The organism is Duganella sp. CT11-25 (genome assembly GCF_047302815.1).
In the GTDB taxonomy this organism is placed as follows: Bacteria; Pseudomonadota; Gammaproteobacteria; order Burkholderiales; family Burkholderiaceae_D; genus Rugamonas.
This window is the reverse complement of record NZ_JBKBFD010000001.1, coordinates 2,618,316-2,636,090: the sequence shown is the minus strand read 5'-3', so window position 1 is coordinate 2,636,090 and position 17,775 is coordinate 2,618,316. Positions and strand designations below refer to the sequence as shown.

Annotated in this window: 15 protein-coding genes and 1 pseudogene; 8 read left to right on the top strand and 8 right to left on the bottom strand. The window is 65.4% G+C overall.

Annotated features, from left to right (window positions below; translation table 11 throughout):
• Positions 1–30: 30 nt before the first annotated feature.
• Together ACEN9F_RS11225 and argA are read right to left on the bottom strand one after the other, a co-directional pair.
• Positions 31–303 carry an oxidative damage protection protein gene (locus tag ACEN9F_RS11225; RefSeq protein ID WP_413420101.1) on the bottom strand — a complete coding sequence of 91 codons (273 nt, stop codon included), beginning with the start codon at positions 301–303 and terminating at the stop codon, positions 31–33.
• Between the two features lie 35 nt (positions 304–338).
• Positions 339–1,649 (bottom strand): amino-acid N-acetyltransferase, encoded by a 1,311-nt coding sequence (gene argA / locus ACEN9F_RS11220; protein WP_413420100.1) that lies wholly within the window; start codon positions 1,647–1,649, stop codon positions 339–341.
• Positions 1,650–1,704: 55 nt separating this feature from the next.
• Here argA and hrpA point away from each other — a divergent pair, with 55 nt between their 5' ends.
• A complete protein-coding gene (gene hrpA / locus ACEN9F_RS11215; RefSeq protein WP_413420099.1) occupies positions 1,705–6,006 on the top strand; it encodes an ATP-dependent RNA helicase HrpA in 4,302 nt (1,433 codons plus the stop codon).
• A 66-nt stretch (positions 6,007–6,072) separates the two neighbouring features.
• The gene (locus ACEN9F_RS11210) at positions 6,073–7,161 is read left to right on the top strand and encodes an alpha/beta hydrolase family esterase (protein WP_413420098.1); all 1,089 of its coding nucleotides are present in this window, start codon (positions 6,073–6,075) and stop codon (positions 7,159–7,161) included.
• Positions 7,162–7,185: 24 nt separating this feature from the next.
• On the opposite strand, the gene ACEN9F_RS11205 is transcribed toward ACEN9F_RS11210, so the two are convergent.
• Together ACEN9F_RS11205 and ACEN9F_RS11200 are read right to left on the bottom strand one after the other, a co-directional pair.
• The gene (locus tag ACEN9F_RS11205; protein WP_413420097.1) at positions 7,186–8,172 is read right to left on the bottom strand and encodes a TlpA family protein disulfide reductase; all 987 of its coding nucleotides are present in this window, start codon (positions 8,170–8,172) and stop codon (positions 7,186–7,188) included.
• A gap of 93 nt (positions 8,173–8,265) precedes the next feature.
• Positions 8,266–9,522 (bottom strand): putative Na+/H+ antiporter, encoded by a 1,257-nt coding sequence (locus ACEN9F_RS11200; protein ID WP_413420096.1) that lies wholly within the window; start codon positions 9,520–9,522, stop codon positions 8,266–8,268.
• Positions 9,523–9,647: 125 nt separating this feature from the next.
• Here ACEN9F_RS11200 and imuA point away from each other — a divergent pair, with 125 nt between their 5' ends.
• The 5 genes and pseudogenes from imuA to ACEN9F_RS11175 all read left to right on the top strand — a co-directional run bounded on the left by imuA (position 9,648) and on the right by ACEN9F_RS11175 (position 13,118).
• Complete coding sequence (imuA, locus tag ACEN9F_RS11195; RefSeq protein WP_413420095.1) at positions 9,648–10,358, top strand: translesion DNA synthesis-associated protein ImuA; 711 nt, start codon at positions 9,648–9,650, stop codon at positions 10,356–10,358.
• A complete protein-coding gene (locus ACEN9F_RS11190) occupies positions 10,288–11,766 on the top strand; it encodes a Y-family DNA polymerase (RefSeq protein WP_413420094.1) in 1,479 nt (492 codons plus the stop codon). The genes imuA and ACEN9F_RS11190 overlap by 71 nt, the downstream gene beginning before the upstream one ends.
• Positions 11,767–11,864: 98 nt before the next feature.
• Positions 11,865–11,972: pseudogene (locus ACEN9F_RS11185) on the top strand (antitoxin Xre/MbcA/ParS toxin-binding domain-containing protein); the annotation flags it as partial.
• Between the two features lie 129 nt (positions 11,973–12,101).
• Positions 12,102–12,332, top strand: coding sequence for an RES family NAD+ phosphorylase (locus tag ACEN9F_RS11180; RefSeq protein WP_413427031.1), 231 nt, complete (start codon positions 12,102–12,104; stop codon positions 12,330–12,332).
• Positions 12,333–12,359: 27 nt separating this feature from the next.
• Entirely contained in the window at positions 12,360–13,118 is a 759-nt protein-coding gene (locus ACEN9F_RS11175) for an alpha/beta hydrolase family protein (protein ID WP_413420093.1), read from the top strand.
• 4 nt (positions 13,119–13,122) lie between these two features.
• Here ACEN9F_RS11175 and ACEN9F_RS11170 read toward each other — a convergent pair whose 3' ends face one another.
• From ACEN9F_RS11170 to ACEN9F_RS11155, 4 genes are all read right to left on the bottom strand, one after another.
• The gene (locus ACEN9F_RS11170; protein WP_413420092.1) at positions 13,123–13,470 is read right to left on the bottom strand and encodes a hypothetical protein; all 348 of its coding nucleotides are present in this window, start codon (positions 13,468–13,470) and stop codon (positions 13,123–13,125) included.
• Positions 13,471–13,488: 18 nt separating this feature from the next.
• The gene (locus ACEN9F_RS11165; protein WP_413420091.1) at positions 13,489–14,127 is read right to left on the bottom strand and encodes a glutathione S-transferase family protein; all 639 of its coding nucleotides are present in this window, start codon (positions 14,125–14,127) and stop codon (positions 13,489–13,491) included.
• Positions 14,128–14,161: 34 nt separating this feature from the next.
• Positions 14,162–15,091, bottom strand: coding sequence for a sensor domain-containing diguanylate cyclase (locus tag ACEN9F_RS11160; RefSeq protein ID WP_413420090.1), 930 nt, complete (start codon positions 15,089–15,091; stop codon positions 14,162–14,164).
• A 61-nt stretch (positions 15,092–15,152) separates the two neighbouring features.
• Positions 15,153–17,033, bottom strand: coding sequence for a M61 family metallopeptidase (locus ACEN9F_RS11155; protein WP_413420089.1), 1,881 nt, complete (start codon positions 17,031–17,033; stop codon positions 15,153–15,155).
• A gap of 251 nt (positions 17,034–17,284) precedes the next feature.
• On the opposite strand from ACEN9F_RS11155, the gene ACEN9F_RS11150 reads away from it, so the two are divergent.
• Complete coding sequence (locus tag ACEN9F_RS11150) at positions 17,285–17,743, top strand: Hsp20 family protein (RefSeq protein WP_413420088.1); 459 nt, start codon at positions 17,285–17,287, stop codon at positions 17,741–17,743.
• Positions 17,744–17,775: the final 32 nt, after the last annotated feature.

Below are 17,775 nucleotides of genomic sequence, written 5' to 3'. Positions count from 1 at the left end.
CGGCGGCGCGCCGCCGGCCTTGCCGCTTGCTTAGTCGGCCGGCGGCACGTAGCCCATCGCGGCATCGGCGCCATCGCCGAAGAAATGCTTTTCCATCTGCGTCGCCAGGTATTTGCGGGCGCGCTGATCGGCCAGGTTCAGGCGGTTTTCGTTGACCAGCATGGTCTGGTGCTTGAGCCAGGCGGCCCAGGCTTCCTTGGAAACCGACTCGTAGATCTTCTTACCCAGTTCGCCCGGATACGGTGGGAAGTCCAAGCCCTCGGCTTCCTTGTTGAGTTTAATGCATTGAACGGTGCGGGCCATCTGTCTTGCTCCTAAAGCGGTATAGAAAAGTGTGATTATAAAGACTTAATCAGAACCTGGGATTTGCGCTGCCAGTTATACATGCGCTGGCGGTCCTTCGGCAGGGAGTCGACCGTGGTCGGCACGAAGCCGCGCTTCTGGAACCAGTGCGAGGTGCGGGTGGTCAGCACGAACAGCTTTTGCACGCCGATGGCGCGCGCGCGGTTCTCCATGTGCTTGAGGATGCGCTCGCCGTCGCCCTGGGCCTGGACTTCTGGATTAACCGTCAAGCATGCCATTTCCGCCATTTTCTGTTCCGGGAACGGATACAGCGCGGCGCAGCCGAAGATCACGCCATCGTGCTCGATGACCGAGAAGTAGTCGATTTCGCGCTCGATCAGCTCGCGGCCGCGCTTGACCAGCGTGCCGTCGGCCTCCAGCGGCTCGATCAGCTTGATGATGCCGCCGACGTCCTCGATGGTGGCCGGGCGCAGCGATTCCAGGTTCTCGTGCGAGATCATGGTGCCGACGCCGTCGTGGGTGAACAGTTCCAGCAGGGCCGAGCCGTCCATCGCGAACGGCACGATGTGCGAGCGTTCGACGCCGTTGTCGCAGGCCTTGACGCAGTGCTTCAGGTAGAACGCGGTGGCGTCCGGCAGGAAGCCGGCCATCAGCACGGCCTCGGCCTGGTGCGAGGACAGTTCGCGGATCTCGGCGCCGCCGGCGTCGGTCATCATCGGGGTTTCGGTGATGAAGATCAGTTTGTCGGCGTGCAGGGCGATGGCGGTGCTGCAGGCCACGTCCTCCATGGTCAGGTTGAACGCCTCGCCGGTCGGCGAGAAGCCCAGCGGCGACAGCAGCACCAGGCCGTCCGAGCCGAGGATGGAGTGGATGGTCTCGGCGTCCACCTTGCGAGTGACGCCGGTCATCTCCAGGTCGACGCCGTCGATCACGCCCAGCGGCCGGGCGGTGATGAAGTTGCCGGAAATGATACGGATCGCCGCGTGCGACATCGGCGTGTTGGGCAAACCCTGGCTGAAGGCGGCCTCGATATCGAGGCGCAGCTCGCCGGCGGCCTCCTTGGCGCACTCCATGGCGGCCGGGTCGGTGACCCGCACGCCGTTGTGGAAGCGGCCTTCGACGTTACGCAGGGCCAGCTGTTCGGCCACCTGCGGGCGCGAACCGTAGACCACGGTGACGTTGATGTCGAGCGCATGCAGCAGCGACAAATCATGGGCCAGCACCTGCAGTGCGCCGGCGCTGACCAGCTCACCCGGGAAGGCGACAACGAAGGTCTTGCCGCGGAAGGCGTGGATGTAGGGCGCGACCGAGCGCAGCCATTGGACGAATTGGGTAGGGTTTTCCATTAGCCGCATTATAATTCGGGGCGCGACGTCCGCGCCAAAACCTTTGTAAAAAACAATGTCAGAAGCCAGCAACAAGCCGAAAAGCGCGCAGCAAAGCCCGCAAGCCCCTCGAAACCGCACTCCGCAAGCGCCAGCCGCCCGGCCGCAGGGCCAGCCACGCCCTCAGGGAGAGCCGCGCCAGGGCGGCCAGCCAGGCCAGCGCCCGCCGCGCGCCGAAGGCGCCGGCCAGCCGCAGCGCGCGCCCCGCGCCGAAGGCGCCAGCCAGCCGCAGCGCGCGTCGCGCCCGGACGGCCGCCCGCCGCGCGCGGAAGGCCCGGGTCGGCCTCCGCAGCAGGCGCGCGCGCCGCGCCCTGACGGCGAAGGCGGTTCGCTGGCCCAGCCTCCACGGCGTGAGCCACGGCCACGCCTGACGCCCGAGGAGCAGGCCGCCCGCGAGGCCGAGCGCAACTTCCGCAACCCGCTGCCGCCGATTACCTACCCGGAAGACCTGCCGGTCTCCGGCCGCCGCCAGGAAATCGCCGAAGCCCTGATGAACAACCAGGTCATCATCGTCTCCGGTGAAACCGGTTCCGGCAAGACCACGCAGTTGCCGAAGATCTGCCTGGAGCTGGGGCGCGGCCAAAAAGGCATGATCGGCCACACGCAGCCGCGCCGTATCGCCGCCTCGTCGACCGCCAAGCGCATCGCGCAGGAACTGGGCTCGCCGCTGGGCGAACACGTGGGCTTCAAGGTCCGCTTCGCCGACACGCTGATGAAGGGCGCCTCGGTCAAGCTGATGACCGACGGTATCCTGCTGGCCGAAACCCAGACCGACCCGCTGCTCAAGGGCTACGACACCATCATCATCGATGAAGCCCACGAACGCAGCCTGAACATCGACTTCCTGCTCGGCTACCTGAAACAGCTGCTGCCGCGCCGTCCTGACCTGAAGATCATCATCACCTCGGCGACCATCGACGCCGACCGCTTCTCGCGCCACTTCGGCACGCCGGAGAAGCCGGCGCCGGTGATCGAAGTCTCGGGCCGCCTGTACAAGGTCGAAGTGCGCTACCGCCCGATCGAAAGCGATGTCGTCAATCCCGCCGTCGCCAACGCCGAAGGCAAGGGCGCCCGCACCGCCGCCGCCCGCGAAAAGCGCGACCTGATGGACGCCGTGGTCGACGGCGTCGATGAACTGTGCCGCATCGGCTCCGGCGACGTGCTGGTGTTCCTGCCCGGCGAACGCGAAATCCGCGACGTCGCCGAAGCGCTGCGCAAGCACCACCCGCCGCACGTCGAGATCCTGCCGTTGTTCGCCCGCCTGTCGGCCGAGGAGCAGGAGCGCGTGTTCAAGCTGACCAACGCGCGCCGCATCGTCCTGGCCACCAACGTGGCGGAAACCTCGCTGACCGTGCCCGGCATCCGCTACGTGGTCGATGCCGGCCTGGCGCGCGTGAAGCGCTACAGCTACCGCAACAAGGTCGAACAGCTGCAGATCGAACCGATCGCGCAATCGGCCGCCAACCAGCGCGCCGGCCGCTGCGGCCGCGTGGCCGACGGCGTCTGCATCCGCCTGTACGAAGAGCAGGACTACCTGCAGCGGCCGAAATTCACGGAACCGGAAATCCTGCGCTCGTCGCTGGCCTCCGTCATCCTGCGCATGAAGTCCCTGCACCTGACGGACGTGGAGACCTTCCCGTTCATCGAACCGCCGCTGGCGCGCGCCATCGCCGACGGCTACCAGCTGTTGCAGGAACTGGGCGCGGTCGACGAATACAACCAGCTCACGCCACTGGGCAACAAGCTGTCCAAGCTGCCGCTGGATCCGCGCGTGGGCCGCATGATCCTGGCCGCGCTGGACAACGCCAGCCTGAACGAAGTGCTGATCATCGCCTCCGCGCTGTCGGTGCAGGACCCGCGCGACCGTCCGATGGAGCATCAACAGGCAGCCGATGAAGCGCACAAGAAGTTCGCCGACGAGAAGTCGGAGTTCCTCAGCTACATCAAGATCTGGAAGTGGTTCGAAAACGCCATCGAGCACAAGAAAACCAACCGCCAGTTGATGGACAACTGCCGCACCAACTTCCTGTCGCAACTGCGGCTGCGCGAGTGGCGCGACGTCCACTCGCAACTGCTGACGATCGTGAAAGAGCAGGGCTGGCGCATCAACGAAGCCCCGGCCACCTACGAGAACCTGCACCTGGCGCTGCTCACCGGCCTGCTGGGTAACATCGGCTTCAAGAGCGAGGATGAACCGGGCGCCGGCTACCTGGGCGCGCGCGGCATCAAGTTCAACATCTGGCCCGGCTCCTCGCTGCTGAAGAAACCGGGCAAGTGGATCATGGCGGCGGAACTGGTCGACACCACGCGCCTGTACGCGCGTTGCGTGGCGCAGATCCAGCCTGAATGGCTGGAGAAGGTCGGCGGCCACCTGCTGAAGAAATCGTGGGGCGAACCGCGCTGGGAGAAAAAATCGGCACAGGTCACAGCGTCCGAGCGCGCGACCTTGTACGGCCTGGTGGTGTACAGCCAGCGCCGCATCAACTATGGTTTGTTCAATCCGGTCGAGGCGCGCGAGATCTTTATTCGCGATGCGCTGGTCGGCGGCGACTACGAGACGCGCGCGCCGTTCTTCGCGCACAATCATAAGCTGATCAAGGAAATCGAGAACCTTGAGCACAAGTCGCGCCGCCTGGACGTGCTGGTGGACGATGAACTGATCGCCGCCTTCTACGACAAGCTGCTGCCGGCCGACGTGGTCAACGGCGCCGGCTTCGAGAAGTGGCACAAGGATGCAACGGCCCAGGAACCGAAGCTGCTGTACCTGAACCGCGATGAGCTGATGCGCCACGAGGCGGCCGGCGTGACCACCGATCTGTTCCCGAAAATGATGACGGTGACCGGGCTCGAGCTGGCGCTGACCTATCACTTCGAGCCGGGCAGCGTGCGCGACGGCGTGACGATGGCGGTGCCGCTGTATGCGCTGAACCAGCTGCCGCGCGAGCGCGTCGAATGGCTGGTGCCGGGCATGCTGAAGGAGAAGGTGCATCTGCTGCTGAAGTCCCTGCCGCAGAAGCTGCGCCGCCATTGCGTGCCGCTGCCGGACTACGCGGCCAGGTTCTGCGAGCGCGTGAACGAAGCCGGCGTCTTCGGGCGCGGCGACTTGATCGACGCGATCATCGCCGATATCCGGAAGGAGATCACGATCTCGGTGTTGACCTCCGACTTCAAGCCGGAGACGCTGCCCGCGCACCACTTCATGAACTTCAAGGTGATCGACGAGCACGGACGCCAGCTGGAGATGGGCCGCAACCTGGCCACGCTGCAGGCGGAATTCGGCAGCCAGGCGCGCGAGAGCTTCCAGAAGATGGCCGAGTCGTCCGGCGGGCAGGGCGTCAGCCTGCGCGCGCTGGGCACCGGCGGTGCGGCGCCTGCGGCGGCATCGTCGTCGGCGAAAGCCGGAGCGCCCGCCCCGCAACAGGGCAAGGGCGCACCCGCAGCGGCGGCGACCGCCACCAGCGGCATCACGCTGACCGGCCTGACCTCGTGGACCTTCGGCGAACTGCCGGAGCTGCTGGAAATCGCCCAGGGCAAGCTGACGCTGATCGGCTTCCCGGCCTTGGTCGACAAAGGCACGCACTGCGACCTGGAAGTTTTCGACGATCCGACGGTCGCCGCGCGCACGCACCACGCCGGCCTGCGCCGCCTGTTCGCGCTGCAGATGAAGGACCAGATCAAGTTCATCGAAAAGGGCATCCCCGGCCTGCAGCAAATGGGCATGCAGTTCATGAGCATGGGCACGCAGGAGGAGCTGCGCGACCAGATCATCAACAAGGCGCTGGACATCGCCTGCCTGCAGGATCCGCTGCCGGTGGATGCGGTCAGCTTCGCCAAGCGCAAGGACGAAGGCAAGTCGCGGTTGGTGCTGCTGGTGAACGAGATCGCGCGTTTGCTGTCGCAGGTGCTGACCGAGTTCCACGGCCTGCCCAAGCGTCTGCAAGGCTTGCCGGCGCAGGCGGCGGCCGACATGCAGTCGCAGTTGCAAGGATTGGTCAACAAGCGTTTCCTGTCGGAGAACGAGTACAGCCAGCTGTCGCACTTCCCGCGCTATTTGAAGGCGATGAATGTGCGGATCGAGAAGCTGCGCGGCGATCCGTCCCGCGATGCGAAATTGCTGGCCGAGTGGCAGCAGGCCGCCCTGTTGTACCAGCGCGTCAACAAGGACAAATCGGCGGGGAAAAATACCGATCCGAAGATGGTCGAGTTCCGCTGGATGCTGGAAGAATTGCGCGTATCGCTGTTTGCGCAGGAGCTGCGCACGCCGATGCCGGTCTCGGTCAAGCGTCTGCAGAAAGTATGGGAGTCGATGCAGCGCTAAGCGCGCTGGCGAACGCAGGCCGAAGGCGGTTTCGGGGTAGACTTTATCTCAACAGGAGGTGTTGCGATGAAGGTCAAGACCGCTGGTTTGTTGCGCAGCCTGGTTCGCTCGGGCACGCGGATGACGAAGCTGTTCGTCGCCGCCACGGCTGCGCCCAAGCCGAAAACCAAACGCAAGCGAAAGGTGGCGAACGCCACGGCCTTGCCGCGTCCAGCCGCGCGGCGAGCGAAGCCGGCGGCGGTCGCCCACATTCCGCCGTCGCCCGGCAAGTGGCTGGCATCCCACCTCACCGCCTACGGGCACCGCATGAGCTACTGGCTCTACCTTCCCAATAATATTCCCGAACCAGCCGCCCGCAAGGGCAGGCCGTTGCTGGTCATGCTGCATGGCTGTAACCAGACCGCCACCCAGTTCGCGCAAGGCACGCGCATGAACCACTGGGCCGAGCAGATGGGTTACGCCGTCCTTTACCCGCAACAGCTGGTCAGTACGCACGCCCACCGCTGCTGGAAATGGTACGACCGGGCGACGCAGGAGGGCGGCGGCGATGTGCCGATGATCGTCGGCATCGTCAACAAGGTCATGGCCGAATATCCCATCGACCGCTCGCGCATCTACATCGCCGGCATCTCCGCCGGCGCCGGCATGGCCAACATCGTCGCGCTGAACCATCCACGGTTGTTTGCCGCGGTGGGCATGCACTCCGGTCCTGTGTTCGGCGCCGGCCACAACACCATCGGCGCGCTGGGCGTGATGCAGCACGGCGCCGGCATGCGCGCCGACGTGGCCGCGCGCGAAGTGCTGATGCGCCAGCCGCAATTTCCCGGCATGCCGGCGATCCTGATCCAGGGGGAGGGCGACAGCGTGGTCCGTCCCATCAACCAGACCCAGCTCGCGCGGCAAAGCCTGCTGCTGAACGGCCTGTCCGCCGCGCCGAAGATCACGCACAAGCCGCAGGGGCGCGGCGGCAGCCGCAACGCCCATCGCCTGCACGACTTCTACGTCGGCCGCAAGCTGCTGGTGCGCGTCGCCCAGATCGAACAGCTGGAGCACGCCTGGAGCGGCGGCGATCCCGCCCTGGCCTACAACGCCAAAGCCGGTCCCAACGCCAGCAAGATGATGCTGGACTTCTTCTCCCGCCATCAGCGCACTTGATGCGACAGATATCGCTGGTCCTGCTTATTGCGCCGCCACCTTGGTGATGCGGCCCTGGGCGTCGAGCATCACGACGGTTGGGATCTGCCGCACGCCGAAGGCGCGGAAGATGTCGCCGTTCTGGTCCAGCGCCAGCGGGATCGTGGTGCGCTTCTGTTTCGCATAGTCGGCCAGCTCGGCGCGCGAGGTCCACAGCGGCGAGGAGATGCCTACCCATTCGACGCTGCGGTCCTTGGCCAGCCGCTCGGTCTCGCGCCGCACGCGCTCGCAGGCGCCGGCGGTGGCCGGCCTGGTGTCGCGCAGGTAGGATTCGCACCACGGCGAGAAGAACACCAGCGCGCGCGGCTTGCCGGCGCCGATGGCGATGGTCTTGCCGGCCATGGTGGTGACGCTGATGCCGCTCACCTGGTCGCCGACCTTGAAGGCCGCCGGCGCGGCGTTTTGCGGCGCCAGCGGAATCCCGCCGGCCGATGCCGGCGTGGTGGCGACGCGCTCCAGCGCATCATGCAGTGCCTGGTCGTCCAGATGGCCGACATGGACGATGCGGCCATTGGCGTCGATGACGACGTGCTGCGGCGTGACGCGCAGATTGAGCTGGCCTCCCAGGCTGCCGTCGTCAATGACGACCGGCATGTGCAATCCATATTGGGTGCGGAAGGCGCGCACGTCGGCCTCGGTCTCGCTATAGCCGGTGTTGACCGCCACCACTGCGATGCGCTTGCCGTATTGCTGATAGAGCCGCTCGAAGCCCGGCGACTGTTCGCGGCAAGGCTTGCACCATGTGGCCCAGAACTTCAGATACACCGGCTGCTTGCCGTACAGCGAAGCCAGGTCGATGCGCTGGCCGTCGAGCGTGGTCAGCGTGGCCGAAGGGCCGGGCTGGCCGACCAGCTTCTGGCCGACGCGCTGGGCGCGCTGCTTGCCGTCGCCGCCATCGTCATTGGCCGCCGCGACCGCTGTCCCGTAATGCAGCAGCCCGCACAGCGCAAAAAACAGTGCACTCCATTTCATGATTTGCCTTTGATGAATTCAATATCAACTCATCGTACGCAGGACCTGGCGCAGAAAAAAGGTGCAAGAACTATCTAAACGCCTGGGCCATGATCAGAACAGCAGGAAGGCGGCCGCCGCCACCGCCGTCGGCGCCAGTGCGCCAACCAGCAGGCCGATGGCGCCGATCGATTCATCCTGGAAGCCGCGCCGCAGCAGCGAGACGCCGGCCGGATTGGGCGCATTGGCGATCACCGTCAGGCCGCCGCCGGCCACCGCGCCGGCCACCAGCATGTACTGCGACTGCGCCGAGATCCCCTGGATCAGCGAGCCGAGATAGGTGAGGGCGGCGTTGTCGGTGATCGCGGTCAGGCCCAGCGCGCCGAAGAACAGCGCCACCGGCGGCAGGCTCTCGACGATGGGCTGCAGCCACCATTGCTGCATGCCGCCCAACACCACCAGCCCGGCCAGGAAGAAGCCGACCAGCAGGCCTTCCTTGATGATCAGCGGATTCTGGTAGCGCTGGTAAGCCTGCGTAAAACCGAGGAACAGCATGAAGATGCCGAGGAACAGGACCGGATGATGGCCCAGTACCACCACCGCCGCCAGGAAGGCCAGGTGGATGGCGGTCACCGCCAGGGGAACCGGCGCCGGCTGCTGGTCCGACGCCGCCGCCGCGGCCGGCGCGCGCAAATGCTTGCGCAGCACGAAGCTGACCGCGGTGGCGTTGATGATGACGGCGATCGTCGCCTTCCAGCCGAAGTGCGACGCCATGAAGGCGCTGTCCCACTGCCAGGTGGTCGCCACCATCAGCACCGGCGGCGCGGCGTAGGCGGTCAGCGTGCCGCCGATCGAGACGTTCACAAACAGTACGCCCAGGGCGCCATACTTCAGCCACTCCGGCATGCCGTCGCGGAAGATCAGCGGCGCCAGCATCAGCGCGGCCAGCGTCATCGCGGCCGGCTCCGTGATCAGCGAACCGGCCAGCGGCACCAGCGCCAGGCCGAACCAGGCCAGCGCCAGTTCGGTCCGCACCGGCATGGCCTTGGCCAGCACCATCAGCACGCGCTGCACGATGTCCAGCACCGGGCGCGAGGCCGCCACCACCATCACGGTGAAGACGAACAGCGGCTCCGTGTACTGGCGCGATTCGGCATAGTCGATGGCGGCGGCGCCGCCACCCAGGAAGGCCATCGCGATAATCAGGATGAAGGCCCAGAAGCCGAACACCACCTCGACCTCGCCCAGCAGGTGGAACAGGCCGGCGTGCCGGGGATGGCGATGCGACAGCACCTCGAAGGATTTGGCCGCAAAAGTGTGCAGCAGCGCTAGTCCGAACAGGACCGCGCCCACCAGCTGTATCGTTTGCAAAGTATGTCCTTTTATTAATTTCCTAAGCCACATGGTACAGCAAGGCGCGCACGAATCAGATAGGCCTTGCCAAAACCCGATGCAAATAGTACTGTGTATTTATACAGTATATGCGGTAAAATTCCATGACACTTTCAGCTGCCCTAGCCGCGCCCGAAGCCGTGCATCCGTCCCTGTGGCGGGCATCGCAGCTGGCGCACAGCGCGACCCGCTGCATCGACACCGGCTTTGCCGCCTTGTCGGCGCAGCTGCCGGGCGGCGGCTGGCCGCTGGGCACCCTGATCGACCTGCTGGTGCAGCAGCACGGCATCGGCGAACTGCGCCTGCTGCGGCCGGCGCTGACCGGGCTGGGCAAGCGTCCCATCGTGCTGCTGCAGCCGCCGCATGCGCCGCAGGCGCTGGCGCTGGCGGCCTTGGGGCTGGAGCCATCGCAGCTGATCTGGATACGCAGCGGCGCCAGGAGCGGCGATGCCCTGTGGGCGGCGGAGCAGGTGCTGCGCAGCGGCTGCTGCGGCGCGCTGCTGCTGTGGCAAAGCCAAGCGCGCGGCGAAACGCTGCGCCGCTTGCACCTGGCGGCGCAAAGCGGAGACACGCTGTTCTGCATGCTGCGGCCACTGGCTGCGGCGCAGGACGCCTCGCCGGCGCCGTTGCGGCTGTCGCTGAAACCGGCGGCGGGCGGCATCGACATCGGCTTCGTCAAGCGACGAGGACCGCAGCGCGATACGCCCTTGTTCTTACCCTTAACGCCTTCTCTGCTACAACGTCATGCGCCTCTGGATAGCGATACACCTGCCGCGGCTTCCGCTCGAAGTATTTTGCCCGCGCTGGTCGGATGACAACTGCACGGTGGTGCTGGAGCAGGAGCGGGTGGCGGCCATGTCGGACCTGGCGGCGGGCGCCGGGGTCCAGCTGGGCATGCGGCGCGGCGGCGCGCTGATGCTGGCGCCGCAATCGCAGTTCCAGCAGCGCGCGCCGCAGCTGGAAGCGGAAGCGTTGCACGCGGTGGCGATGGCGCTGCTGCAATTTACGCCGCAGCTGGCGCAGGCCGAAGAGGCCACGCTGCTGCTCGACGTGGGCGGCAGCCTGCGTCTGTTTGGCGGTATCCGCGCGCTGTGCCGGCTGGTGGCGGCCAGCATGCGCGCGCTGGGATTTACAGCCGTGCTCAGTTGCGCGCCGACCGCGCGCGGCGCCTGGCTGCTGGCCCGCAGCAACGCGGGGCGGGCCTTGACGATGGAGGCGTTAGCGCGGCGCATGGACCGCTTGCCCGGCAGCCTGCTGCCCCCGGCTCGGCCCTACCTGAGCTGGTTCGAGGGCATAGGGTGCATGACGCTGGGCGAGATGCGCCGCCTGCCGCGTCCAGGCCTGCAGCGGCGCTGCGGCCGGGACTTGCTGGACATGCTGGACGACGCGCATGGCGAACGTCCGGAGCTGCACGAATGGCTGGAGGCGCCGGCCAGCTTCCGCGCCAAGCTGGAACTGTTCGACCGCGTGGAAAACGCGGAGGCGCTGCTGTTCGGCGCGCACCGGCTGCTGCTGCAACTGACGGGATGGCTGAGCGCGCGCCAGCTCGCGGTCGAGCGCATCCAGCTGCTGATGGAGCACGAGCGCGGCAAGGTCGCGCGGCCACCCACCGTGATCGACATCGTGCTGGCCGAGCCGACCTGGCGCGACGCGCATCTGGTGCGCCTGTTGAAGGAACGGCTTGCCAAGCAGGTGCTGGACGCGCCGGTGATCGGCCTGTGCCTGGAAGCGCCGCAAGTGCAGCCGATGGCGCCGCCGAGCGACTCGCTGTTTCCCGAGCCGGGCGGCAGCAAGGAGGATTGGCAGCGGCTGCTGGAGCTGTTGACGGCGCGGCTGGGGCCGGAGAATGTGCTGCAGGCCGCGCCGCGCGCCGACTATCGTCCCGAGCAGGCCAATGCCTGGGTCAGCGTGCAGGAAAAAATCCGCCCGGCCGACGCCCGTTCGCAGCTGCCGCCGGACATGCCCAGCCTGCCGCGTCCGGCATGGCTGCTGGCCAAGCCGATCGCCTTGCTGATGCGCGACCATCGCCCGTACTACGGCTCGCCCTTGCGCATCATGTCCACCGGCGAGCGCATCGAAGCCGGCTGGTGGGGCCAGATGCAAACGCGCGACTATTTCATGGCGGAAGGCGAGGACCGGGCCCACTACTGGCTCTACCGCGAACGCAACGCCAACGACGGCGAATTGTCGCCGCGCTGGTATCTGCATGGATTTTTTGGCTAAAAAGATCGGCCTATAATGAACTCTCCACCACTTGGGAGTGATGTCATGACTAAACGTATTGCAACAAAGCTGGTCGAAACTCCCGGCTCTCCACTGAAAATCGTGCACTGGGTGGTGTCGCTCCTCTCGCATTGCTAGATACAGATGCTGGGTATGAAGTTGTACTCAACATCTTGGCGCAGATCGAGTACGGAGTGATTTCATAGGTGCCGCCCCCAGACAAGTTCTTATGGCGCATTGCCAAGGACACGGACAAATACAGCGCTGATCATCAGATTTGATCGTGCTGTCAACATTGGAGACCTTGATCAGACTGGGGCGGGGCATTGCGCGACATGCGCCATGCCGACTCGCTTCCTGTCACTTGGGTGACGGAGCCCCCCGGAAAAGCATCCATTGAGATCGGCGATGCCTGGTTGGCGAAGAGGGCCGCACCGTTGTTGTTGGTGCCATCAGTCATCGTGCCTGAAGAGTATAACGTCCTGATCAATCCCGCGCATGCTGCGGCGGCAGCAATTACCGCACAAGTTGTTCGGCAATTCATCTACGATCCGCGTTTAAAATAGCATCTGCGCTTTTAATCGGGACATGCGATGCGATCACAACGACAGGAATTCATGGGCGCCGACGGGCACAAGCTGGCCGCGCGGCTCGATGCGCCGGACGGCGACGTCAAGGCGTATGCCTTGTTTGCCCATTGCTTCACGTGCGGCAAGGACGTGTTTGCCGCCAGCCGCATCGCCCAGGCGCTGACCGAGCATGGCATCGCCGTGCTGCGCTTCGACTTCACCGGCCTGGGGGCGAGCGAGGGCGAATTCGCCAACACCAATTTCTCGTCCAACCTGGAGGACCTGGTGGCGGCCGCCGATTTCATGCGCGCCACCTGGCAGGCGCCGCGTTTGCTGATCGGCCACAGCCTGGGTGGCGCGGCGGTGCTGGCGGCGGCCTCGGAGATGCCGGAAGTGAAGGCGGTGGTGACCTTGGCCGCGCCCAGCCATCCGGCCAATGTCACCGACATGTTCAGCGAGCACCTGGACCAGATCGCGAGCGCCGGCGAGGCCCATGTGCAGCTGGCGGGCAGGCCTTTCCGCATCAAGCAACAGTTCGTCGATGATGCGGGCGGGCATAATTTGAAGGTGAAGATCGCGGCCCTGAAGCGGGCTTTGCTGGTGATGCATGCGCCGGGCGATGACACGGTACCCATCAGCAATGCGATGGAGATTTTTACGGCGGCCAAGCATCCGAAGAGCTTTGTCTCGCTGGACAGCGCGGACCACCTGCTGACCGACCGCGCGGACGCGGTCTATGTGGCCGGCCTGATCGCGGCCTGGAGCGACCGCTATATTGCTTGACGTTTTACTCGTCGTCGAATTCTTCGGCCAGGTCTTTCCAGCCCTTGCCGGCGGCGAAGGTGTTGAATTCGTCCGGTGCTTCCAGCACCAGTAGCTTGCTTTCCTGCAGCACGGAATCGCCGGCCGTCAGCGCCGGGCCCTTGTAGCCGACGGTGCGCAGTTGCGCGACCACGGCGTCGATCAGCGATCTGTCCTTGTGCAGGCCGGTGATCGAGCTGGAGAAATCCACATACACGTCAATCGCGCCGTAACCTTCGTCGAAGATACGGATCGCCTTGGCGTCGTGGGCCCGGCCGGAGCCGTCGGAGGCCTTGAAAGGGCCGCTGAGTTGGATGTCGGTGTCTTTGTTCATGTGCTCAGCATACACCCGTCAGTTCACCTTGGGCAAGGCCATGCCGCGCTGCACCGCCGGACGGGCCGCCATCATCGCCATCCAGCGCTGCACATGGTGCTTGGCCGCCAGTTGCGCGCCCAGCGCCGACTTCATCTTGTCGGCGGCGGCGGCCACCCACGGATAGGTGGCGATGTCGGCAATGCTGTATTCCTCGCCGGCCACATAGGTGTGGCGCGCCAGTTGCCGGTCCAGCACGCCCAGCAGGCGTTCGGCTTCGTCCAGGAAGTGCTGGCTGGCCAACGCGGATTTTTCCTTGGCGCGCAGCTCGAAGAAGCCGACCTGGCCCAACATCGGCCCGAGGCCGCCGATTTGCCAGTGCAGCCATTCCAGCACCTTGTACCGTTCGGCACCGGAAGCGGGCAGCAGCTTGCCGGTTTTCTCGGCCAGGTAGGTCAGGATGGCGCCGCTCTCGAACACGCTGACGGTCTTGCCGCCGGCGTCAGTGTCGACGATGGCCGGGATCTTGTTGTTCGGCGAGATGGCCAGGAACTCCGGCTTGAATTGCTCGCCTTCGCCGAGGTTGACGGTCTTGATGATGTACGGCATGCCCAGTTCTTCCAGCATGATGGGAATCTTGCGGCCGTTCGGCGTGGTCCAGGTGTGCAGCGTCAGCATGGCGGTCCTCCAGATCAGGTACCCGTACGATAATCTATCTGGACACAGTGTTGCGCCCGCTACGTTTTGCGCGGTACAGCGCCTGATCGGCCTGCTCGTAAATCTCGCACTGGCCCAGCTCGGAGTCGGGCGCGATGAACGCCAGTCCCAGCGACAAGCTTACGTGACCGCCCGGCGGGTTGCATTGATGCGGGATCAGCCGCGACGCCATGTCGGCGCGGATTTGCTCGGCCAGCGCCATGCTTTCGTCGGGGCCGCTGCTGGCGAACAGGCAGGCGAACTCGTCGCCGCCGATGCGGAAGCTCAGGTCGCCCGGCCGGTGCAGCGCGCCGCGCATGCAGTCGGCCACCGCCTTGAGCACGTCGTCGCCCTGCGGGTGGCCGTAGGTGTCGTTGTATTCCTTGAAGCGGTCGACGTCGGCCAGCAGCAGGGTCAGCACGCGCTGGTCGCGGTGCGCGCGCTTCTGTTCTTCGGTGAAACGGATGTTGAAGTAGCGCCGGTTCTTCAGGCCGGTCAGCTCGTCGGTGACGCTGTCGTTGTGGGCGACCTTGGCCTCGGTGATGTCGGTCGAGACGGCGCAGGTGGCGTAGACCTCGCCGCGGGCGTCGAACAGCGGGAACTTCACCGTGGCATAGGTGTGCAGCGTCTTGTCGCGGTGGTAGACCGATTCCTCTTCCCGGATGGCGCGCTGTTCCAGCGCCGCCCTGCGGTCGTTGTGCCACAGCTGCTCCGCGATCTCGCGCGGAAACAGGTCGAACACGTTGGAGCCGACGAAGCTGGCCGGATCAAAGCCGTCCAGGATCTCGAAGTGGCGGTTGGCCATCGTCACCGTGCCTTGCAGATCCTTCGTCGAGATCAGCACCGGGGCGTGGTCCAGCAGGGCGCGGAAGATGCGGTCGGACTCGCGCAGTTCGTCTAGCTCGCTGCGCGGGGTGGGGCGGGAGTCGTCGTTCCGGTCTGGCATGAAGCCAGTATAGACCCGGAGCGGGGCCGGTGCGATAAACCGGCCCCGTATTGCCTGATAATTACTTCAGCGGTTGCAGAATTGCCTCAAGGCGATCCGGCGTGCCGGCGATGCGCTCCAGGCGCGGGTACTTCAGGCCGCCGTGGTAGTCCAGCGCGTAGGTCTGGTACAGATTGCCCTTCTTGACCAGCAGGTTGATCGGCTCCTTGCCGGTCTTGGCCGCCGTGACGGCGGCGCGCAGCACTTCCGGCTTGTAGGCGCGGCCGTTGACGGCCAGCAGCGTGTTGCCGCCCGACAGGCCGGCCTTGAAGCCGACGCCGTCCCACTGGAAGGCTTCCAGCTTGCCTTCGGGGCCGACCGAGAAGCCCAGCGAGTACTGGAAGTTGGCCGACTTGCTCAGGTCTTCCTGGGCCTTGAGGAAGTCGGTCTGCTTTTCGGTGTAGACCAGTTTCCAGCCGGCGCGCGCCAGGCCGTCCAGCGGCGCGCCCGGGCCGTGGCCGTCCAGGCGGGTGCGCAGGAAGCCGGCCCAGTCGTAAGGCTGGACCGCGTTCAGCGCCTTGACCACGTCTTCAAACGTGTAGTGCCTGGCGACATTGACGCCGTCGTCCACGCCGAAGAAGCTGCGCGCGAAATCGTTCAGCGAGCGCTGCTCGCCGGACAGCTCGCGGATCCTGGTGTCGGCGTCCAGCCAGATCAACTCGCCTTCCGAGTAGTAGTCCTCGGCGCGCTGCCAGTTGTTCCAGCCCTGCGGACGGCGGGCGTTGACGATGGGATCGTTGGTGGTGTCCTGCACCGCGCGCCAGTCGCGGCCCTTGACGTTGTCGTAGCGGGCGGCGGTGGCGGCGATCAGGTCGCGCGTGTTTTCCGGCTTGATCAGGCCGGAACGGGCCGCCAGCACGGCGCCCCAGTACTGGGTCTGGCCCTCGTACACCCACAACAGCGAGTTCTGCAGCGGTGTGTTGAAGTTGGGGACGTTCTGGTCGGCGGGACGGCGGAACTTGCCGTTCCACGAGTGCGTGAATTCGTGCGACAGCAGTTCGCGGCGCGCCTCGTACTTGTTCCATTCGGCGAAGTAGCCCAGCTTGACGCCGTTCTCGCTCGACTGGTGGTGCTCGCGGCCGATGCCGCCGAATTCGTCGCTGATGGCGAACAGGAAATCGTAGTGCTTGTAGTGCTGCGAGTTAAACAGCTTGTACGCTTGCTGCACCATCGCGCGGTGCGGCGCGATCTGTTCCGGCGTCGCTTCCAGCTGGTCGGCGGAATCGGCCACCACGTTCAGGTGCACCGGAATCTTCGCGCCCGGATCGAGGTCGATGCGGCGGAAGTAGCGGCCGGCGAACAGCGGCGAGTCGATCAGCGCTTCCAGGTCGATCGGCTTGAAGGCGACCTCGTCGCCGTTACGCGCGTCCTGCTCCAGCGCGCTGCCGTACTGCCAGCCGGCCGGCACGGTCAGGTTGGGCTGCACGGTGATGCGGCGGCTGTCGTAGCCGGCCGGGTACATCGTCACCGACTGCCATTGCACGCCGAGGATGTCGTTGGTCATCGTGGTGCGGCCCTGGTTGGGCTCGACCGGCGACAGGTACTGGAACTCGACGTCGACGCCGGCCGCGCCCTTGGGCACGTCGATGTGGAAGGCGTAGACGTTGACGGTGTCGCGCTTCCATTCCAGCGGCTTGCCGTTGGCGCTGACTTTGAGGCCGGCGAACTGGTTCAGGGCGCCGCTCGGGCCGTGGTTGCCCGGGATCCATTGCGGATACAGCAGGGTCAGCTTGCCGGGCCTGGCCGGTATGCTTTCGCGCACGCGGAAGATTTGCTGCGCGGTGTTGGTGGCGTCCACTTTCAGTACGATGGTGCCCGGGTAGGGCTGCGCGGAGATGGATTCCGCCTGGGCGCTGAAGGCGGTGGCCAGCAGGGCGGCGAGAGCGACACGGGTAATGGTCATGATTCAACGATAACAGGATGGACAAGCGGGCGAGTGTAGCACGCGGGCAACTTGCAAATCTGGCAAACAGATGACGCACCGCAGCGAAAATATGTTGAAATAATTCGGCCGTCTGGGGATGTCGCGGCCGTTTTTCAAGGCCTTGAAAGCCCGAAAAACCGACCTATATCGGACTCAGTGGTTGCCCAGATGGGGACCACCGAGGGGAATCTTCCCCGCCCATATCGCTTAATTTGAAAAGGATATCCACCATGCGTACTTTCGACCTGACCCCACTGTATCGTTCCGCCATCGGCTTTGATCGTCTGGCACAACTGCTGAACGACGCCCAGCGCGGCGACTCCACCCCGAGCTACCCTCCCTACAACATCGAGCTGGTCTCCGAAGACAACTACCGCATCGTGATGGCGCTGGCGGGCTTCGACCGTTCCGAGATCGACATCACCTTCGAACGCGATTCGCTGCACGTCGTCGGCCGCAAGCAGAAGGACGCCACCGAGCGCACCTTCCTGCACCGCGGCATCGCCGCCCGCGATTTCGAGCAGCGCTTCCAGCTGGCCAACCACGTCAAGGTGACCGGCGCCAGCTTCGACAACGGCATGCTCAGCATCGAACTGGTGCGCGAAGTGCCGGAAGCCCTGAAACCACGTAAAATCGTGATCGACGGCGGCCAGAATGTCACCGCACTGGAGCAGCGCCAAGCCGCTTGATTCCCGCGTAGTTTAGTATGATCCACTGGCCG

Bases quoted from the DNA above. Each gene is read 5' to 3' on its own strand.
- ACEN9F_RS11225 (WP_413420101.1), bottom strand. From the start codon at position 303: ATGGCCCGCACCGTTCAATGCATTAAACTCAACAAGGAAGCCGAGGGC.
- argA (WP_413420100.1), bottom strand. From the start codon at position 1,649: ATGGAAAACCCTACCCAATTCGTCCAATGGCTGCGCTCGGTCGCGCCC.
- hrpA (WP_413420099.1), top strand. From the start codon at position 1,705: ATGTCAGAAGCCAGCAACAAGCCGAAAAGCGCGCAGCAAAGCCCGCAA.
- ACEN9F_RS11210 (WP_413420098.1), top strand. From the start codon at position 6,073: ATGAAGGTCAAGACCGCTGGTTTGTTGCGCAGCCTGGTTCGCTCGGGC.
- ACEN9F_RS11205 (WP_413420097.1), bottom strand. From the start codon at position 8,172: ATGAAATGGAGTGCACTGTTTTTTGCGCTGTGCGGGCTGCTGCATTAC.
- imuA (WP_413420095.1), top strand. From the start codon at position 9,648: ATGACACTTTCAGCTGCCCTAGCCGCGCCCGAAGCCGTGCATCCGTCC.
- ACEN9F_RS11190 (WP_413420094.1), top strand. From the start codon at position 10,288: ATGCGCCTCTGGATAGCGATACACCTGCCGCGGCTTCCGCTCGAAGTA.
- ACEN9F_RS11180 (WP_413427031.1), top strand. From the start codon at position 12,102: ATGCGCCATGCCGACTCGCTTCCTGTCACTTGGGTGACGGAGCCCCCC.
- ACEN9F_RS11175 (WP_413420093.1), top strand. From the start codon at position 12,360: ATGCGATCACAACGACAGGAATTCATGGGCGCCGACGGGCACAAGCTG.
- ACEN9F_RS11170 (WP_413420092.1), bottom strand. From the start codon at position 13,470: ATGAACAAAGACACCGACATCCAACTCAGCGGCCCTTTCAAGGCCTCC.
- ACEN9F_RS11165 (WP_413420091.1), bottom strand. From the start codon at position 14,127: ATGCTGACGCTGCACACCTGGACCACGCCGAACGGCCGCAAGATTCCC.
- ACEN9F_RS11160 (WP_413420090.1), bottom strand. From the start codon at position 15,091: ATGCCAGACCGGAACGACGACTCCCGCCCCACCCCGCGCAGCGAGCTA.
- ACEN9F_RS11155 (WP_413420089.1), bottom strand. From the start codon at position 17,033: ATGACCATTACCCGTGTCGCTCTCGCCGCCCTGCTGGCCACCGCCTTC.
- ACEN9F_RS11150 (WP_413420088.1), top strand. From the start codon at position 17,285: ATGCGTACTTTCGACCTGACCCCACTGTATCGTTCCGCCATCGGCTTT.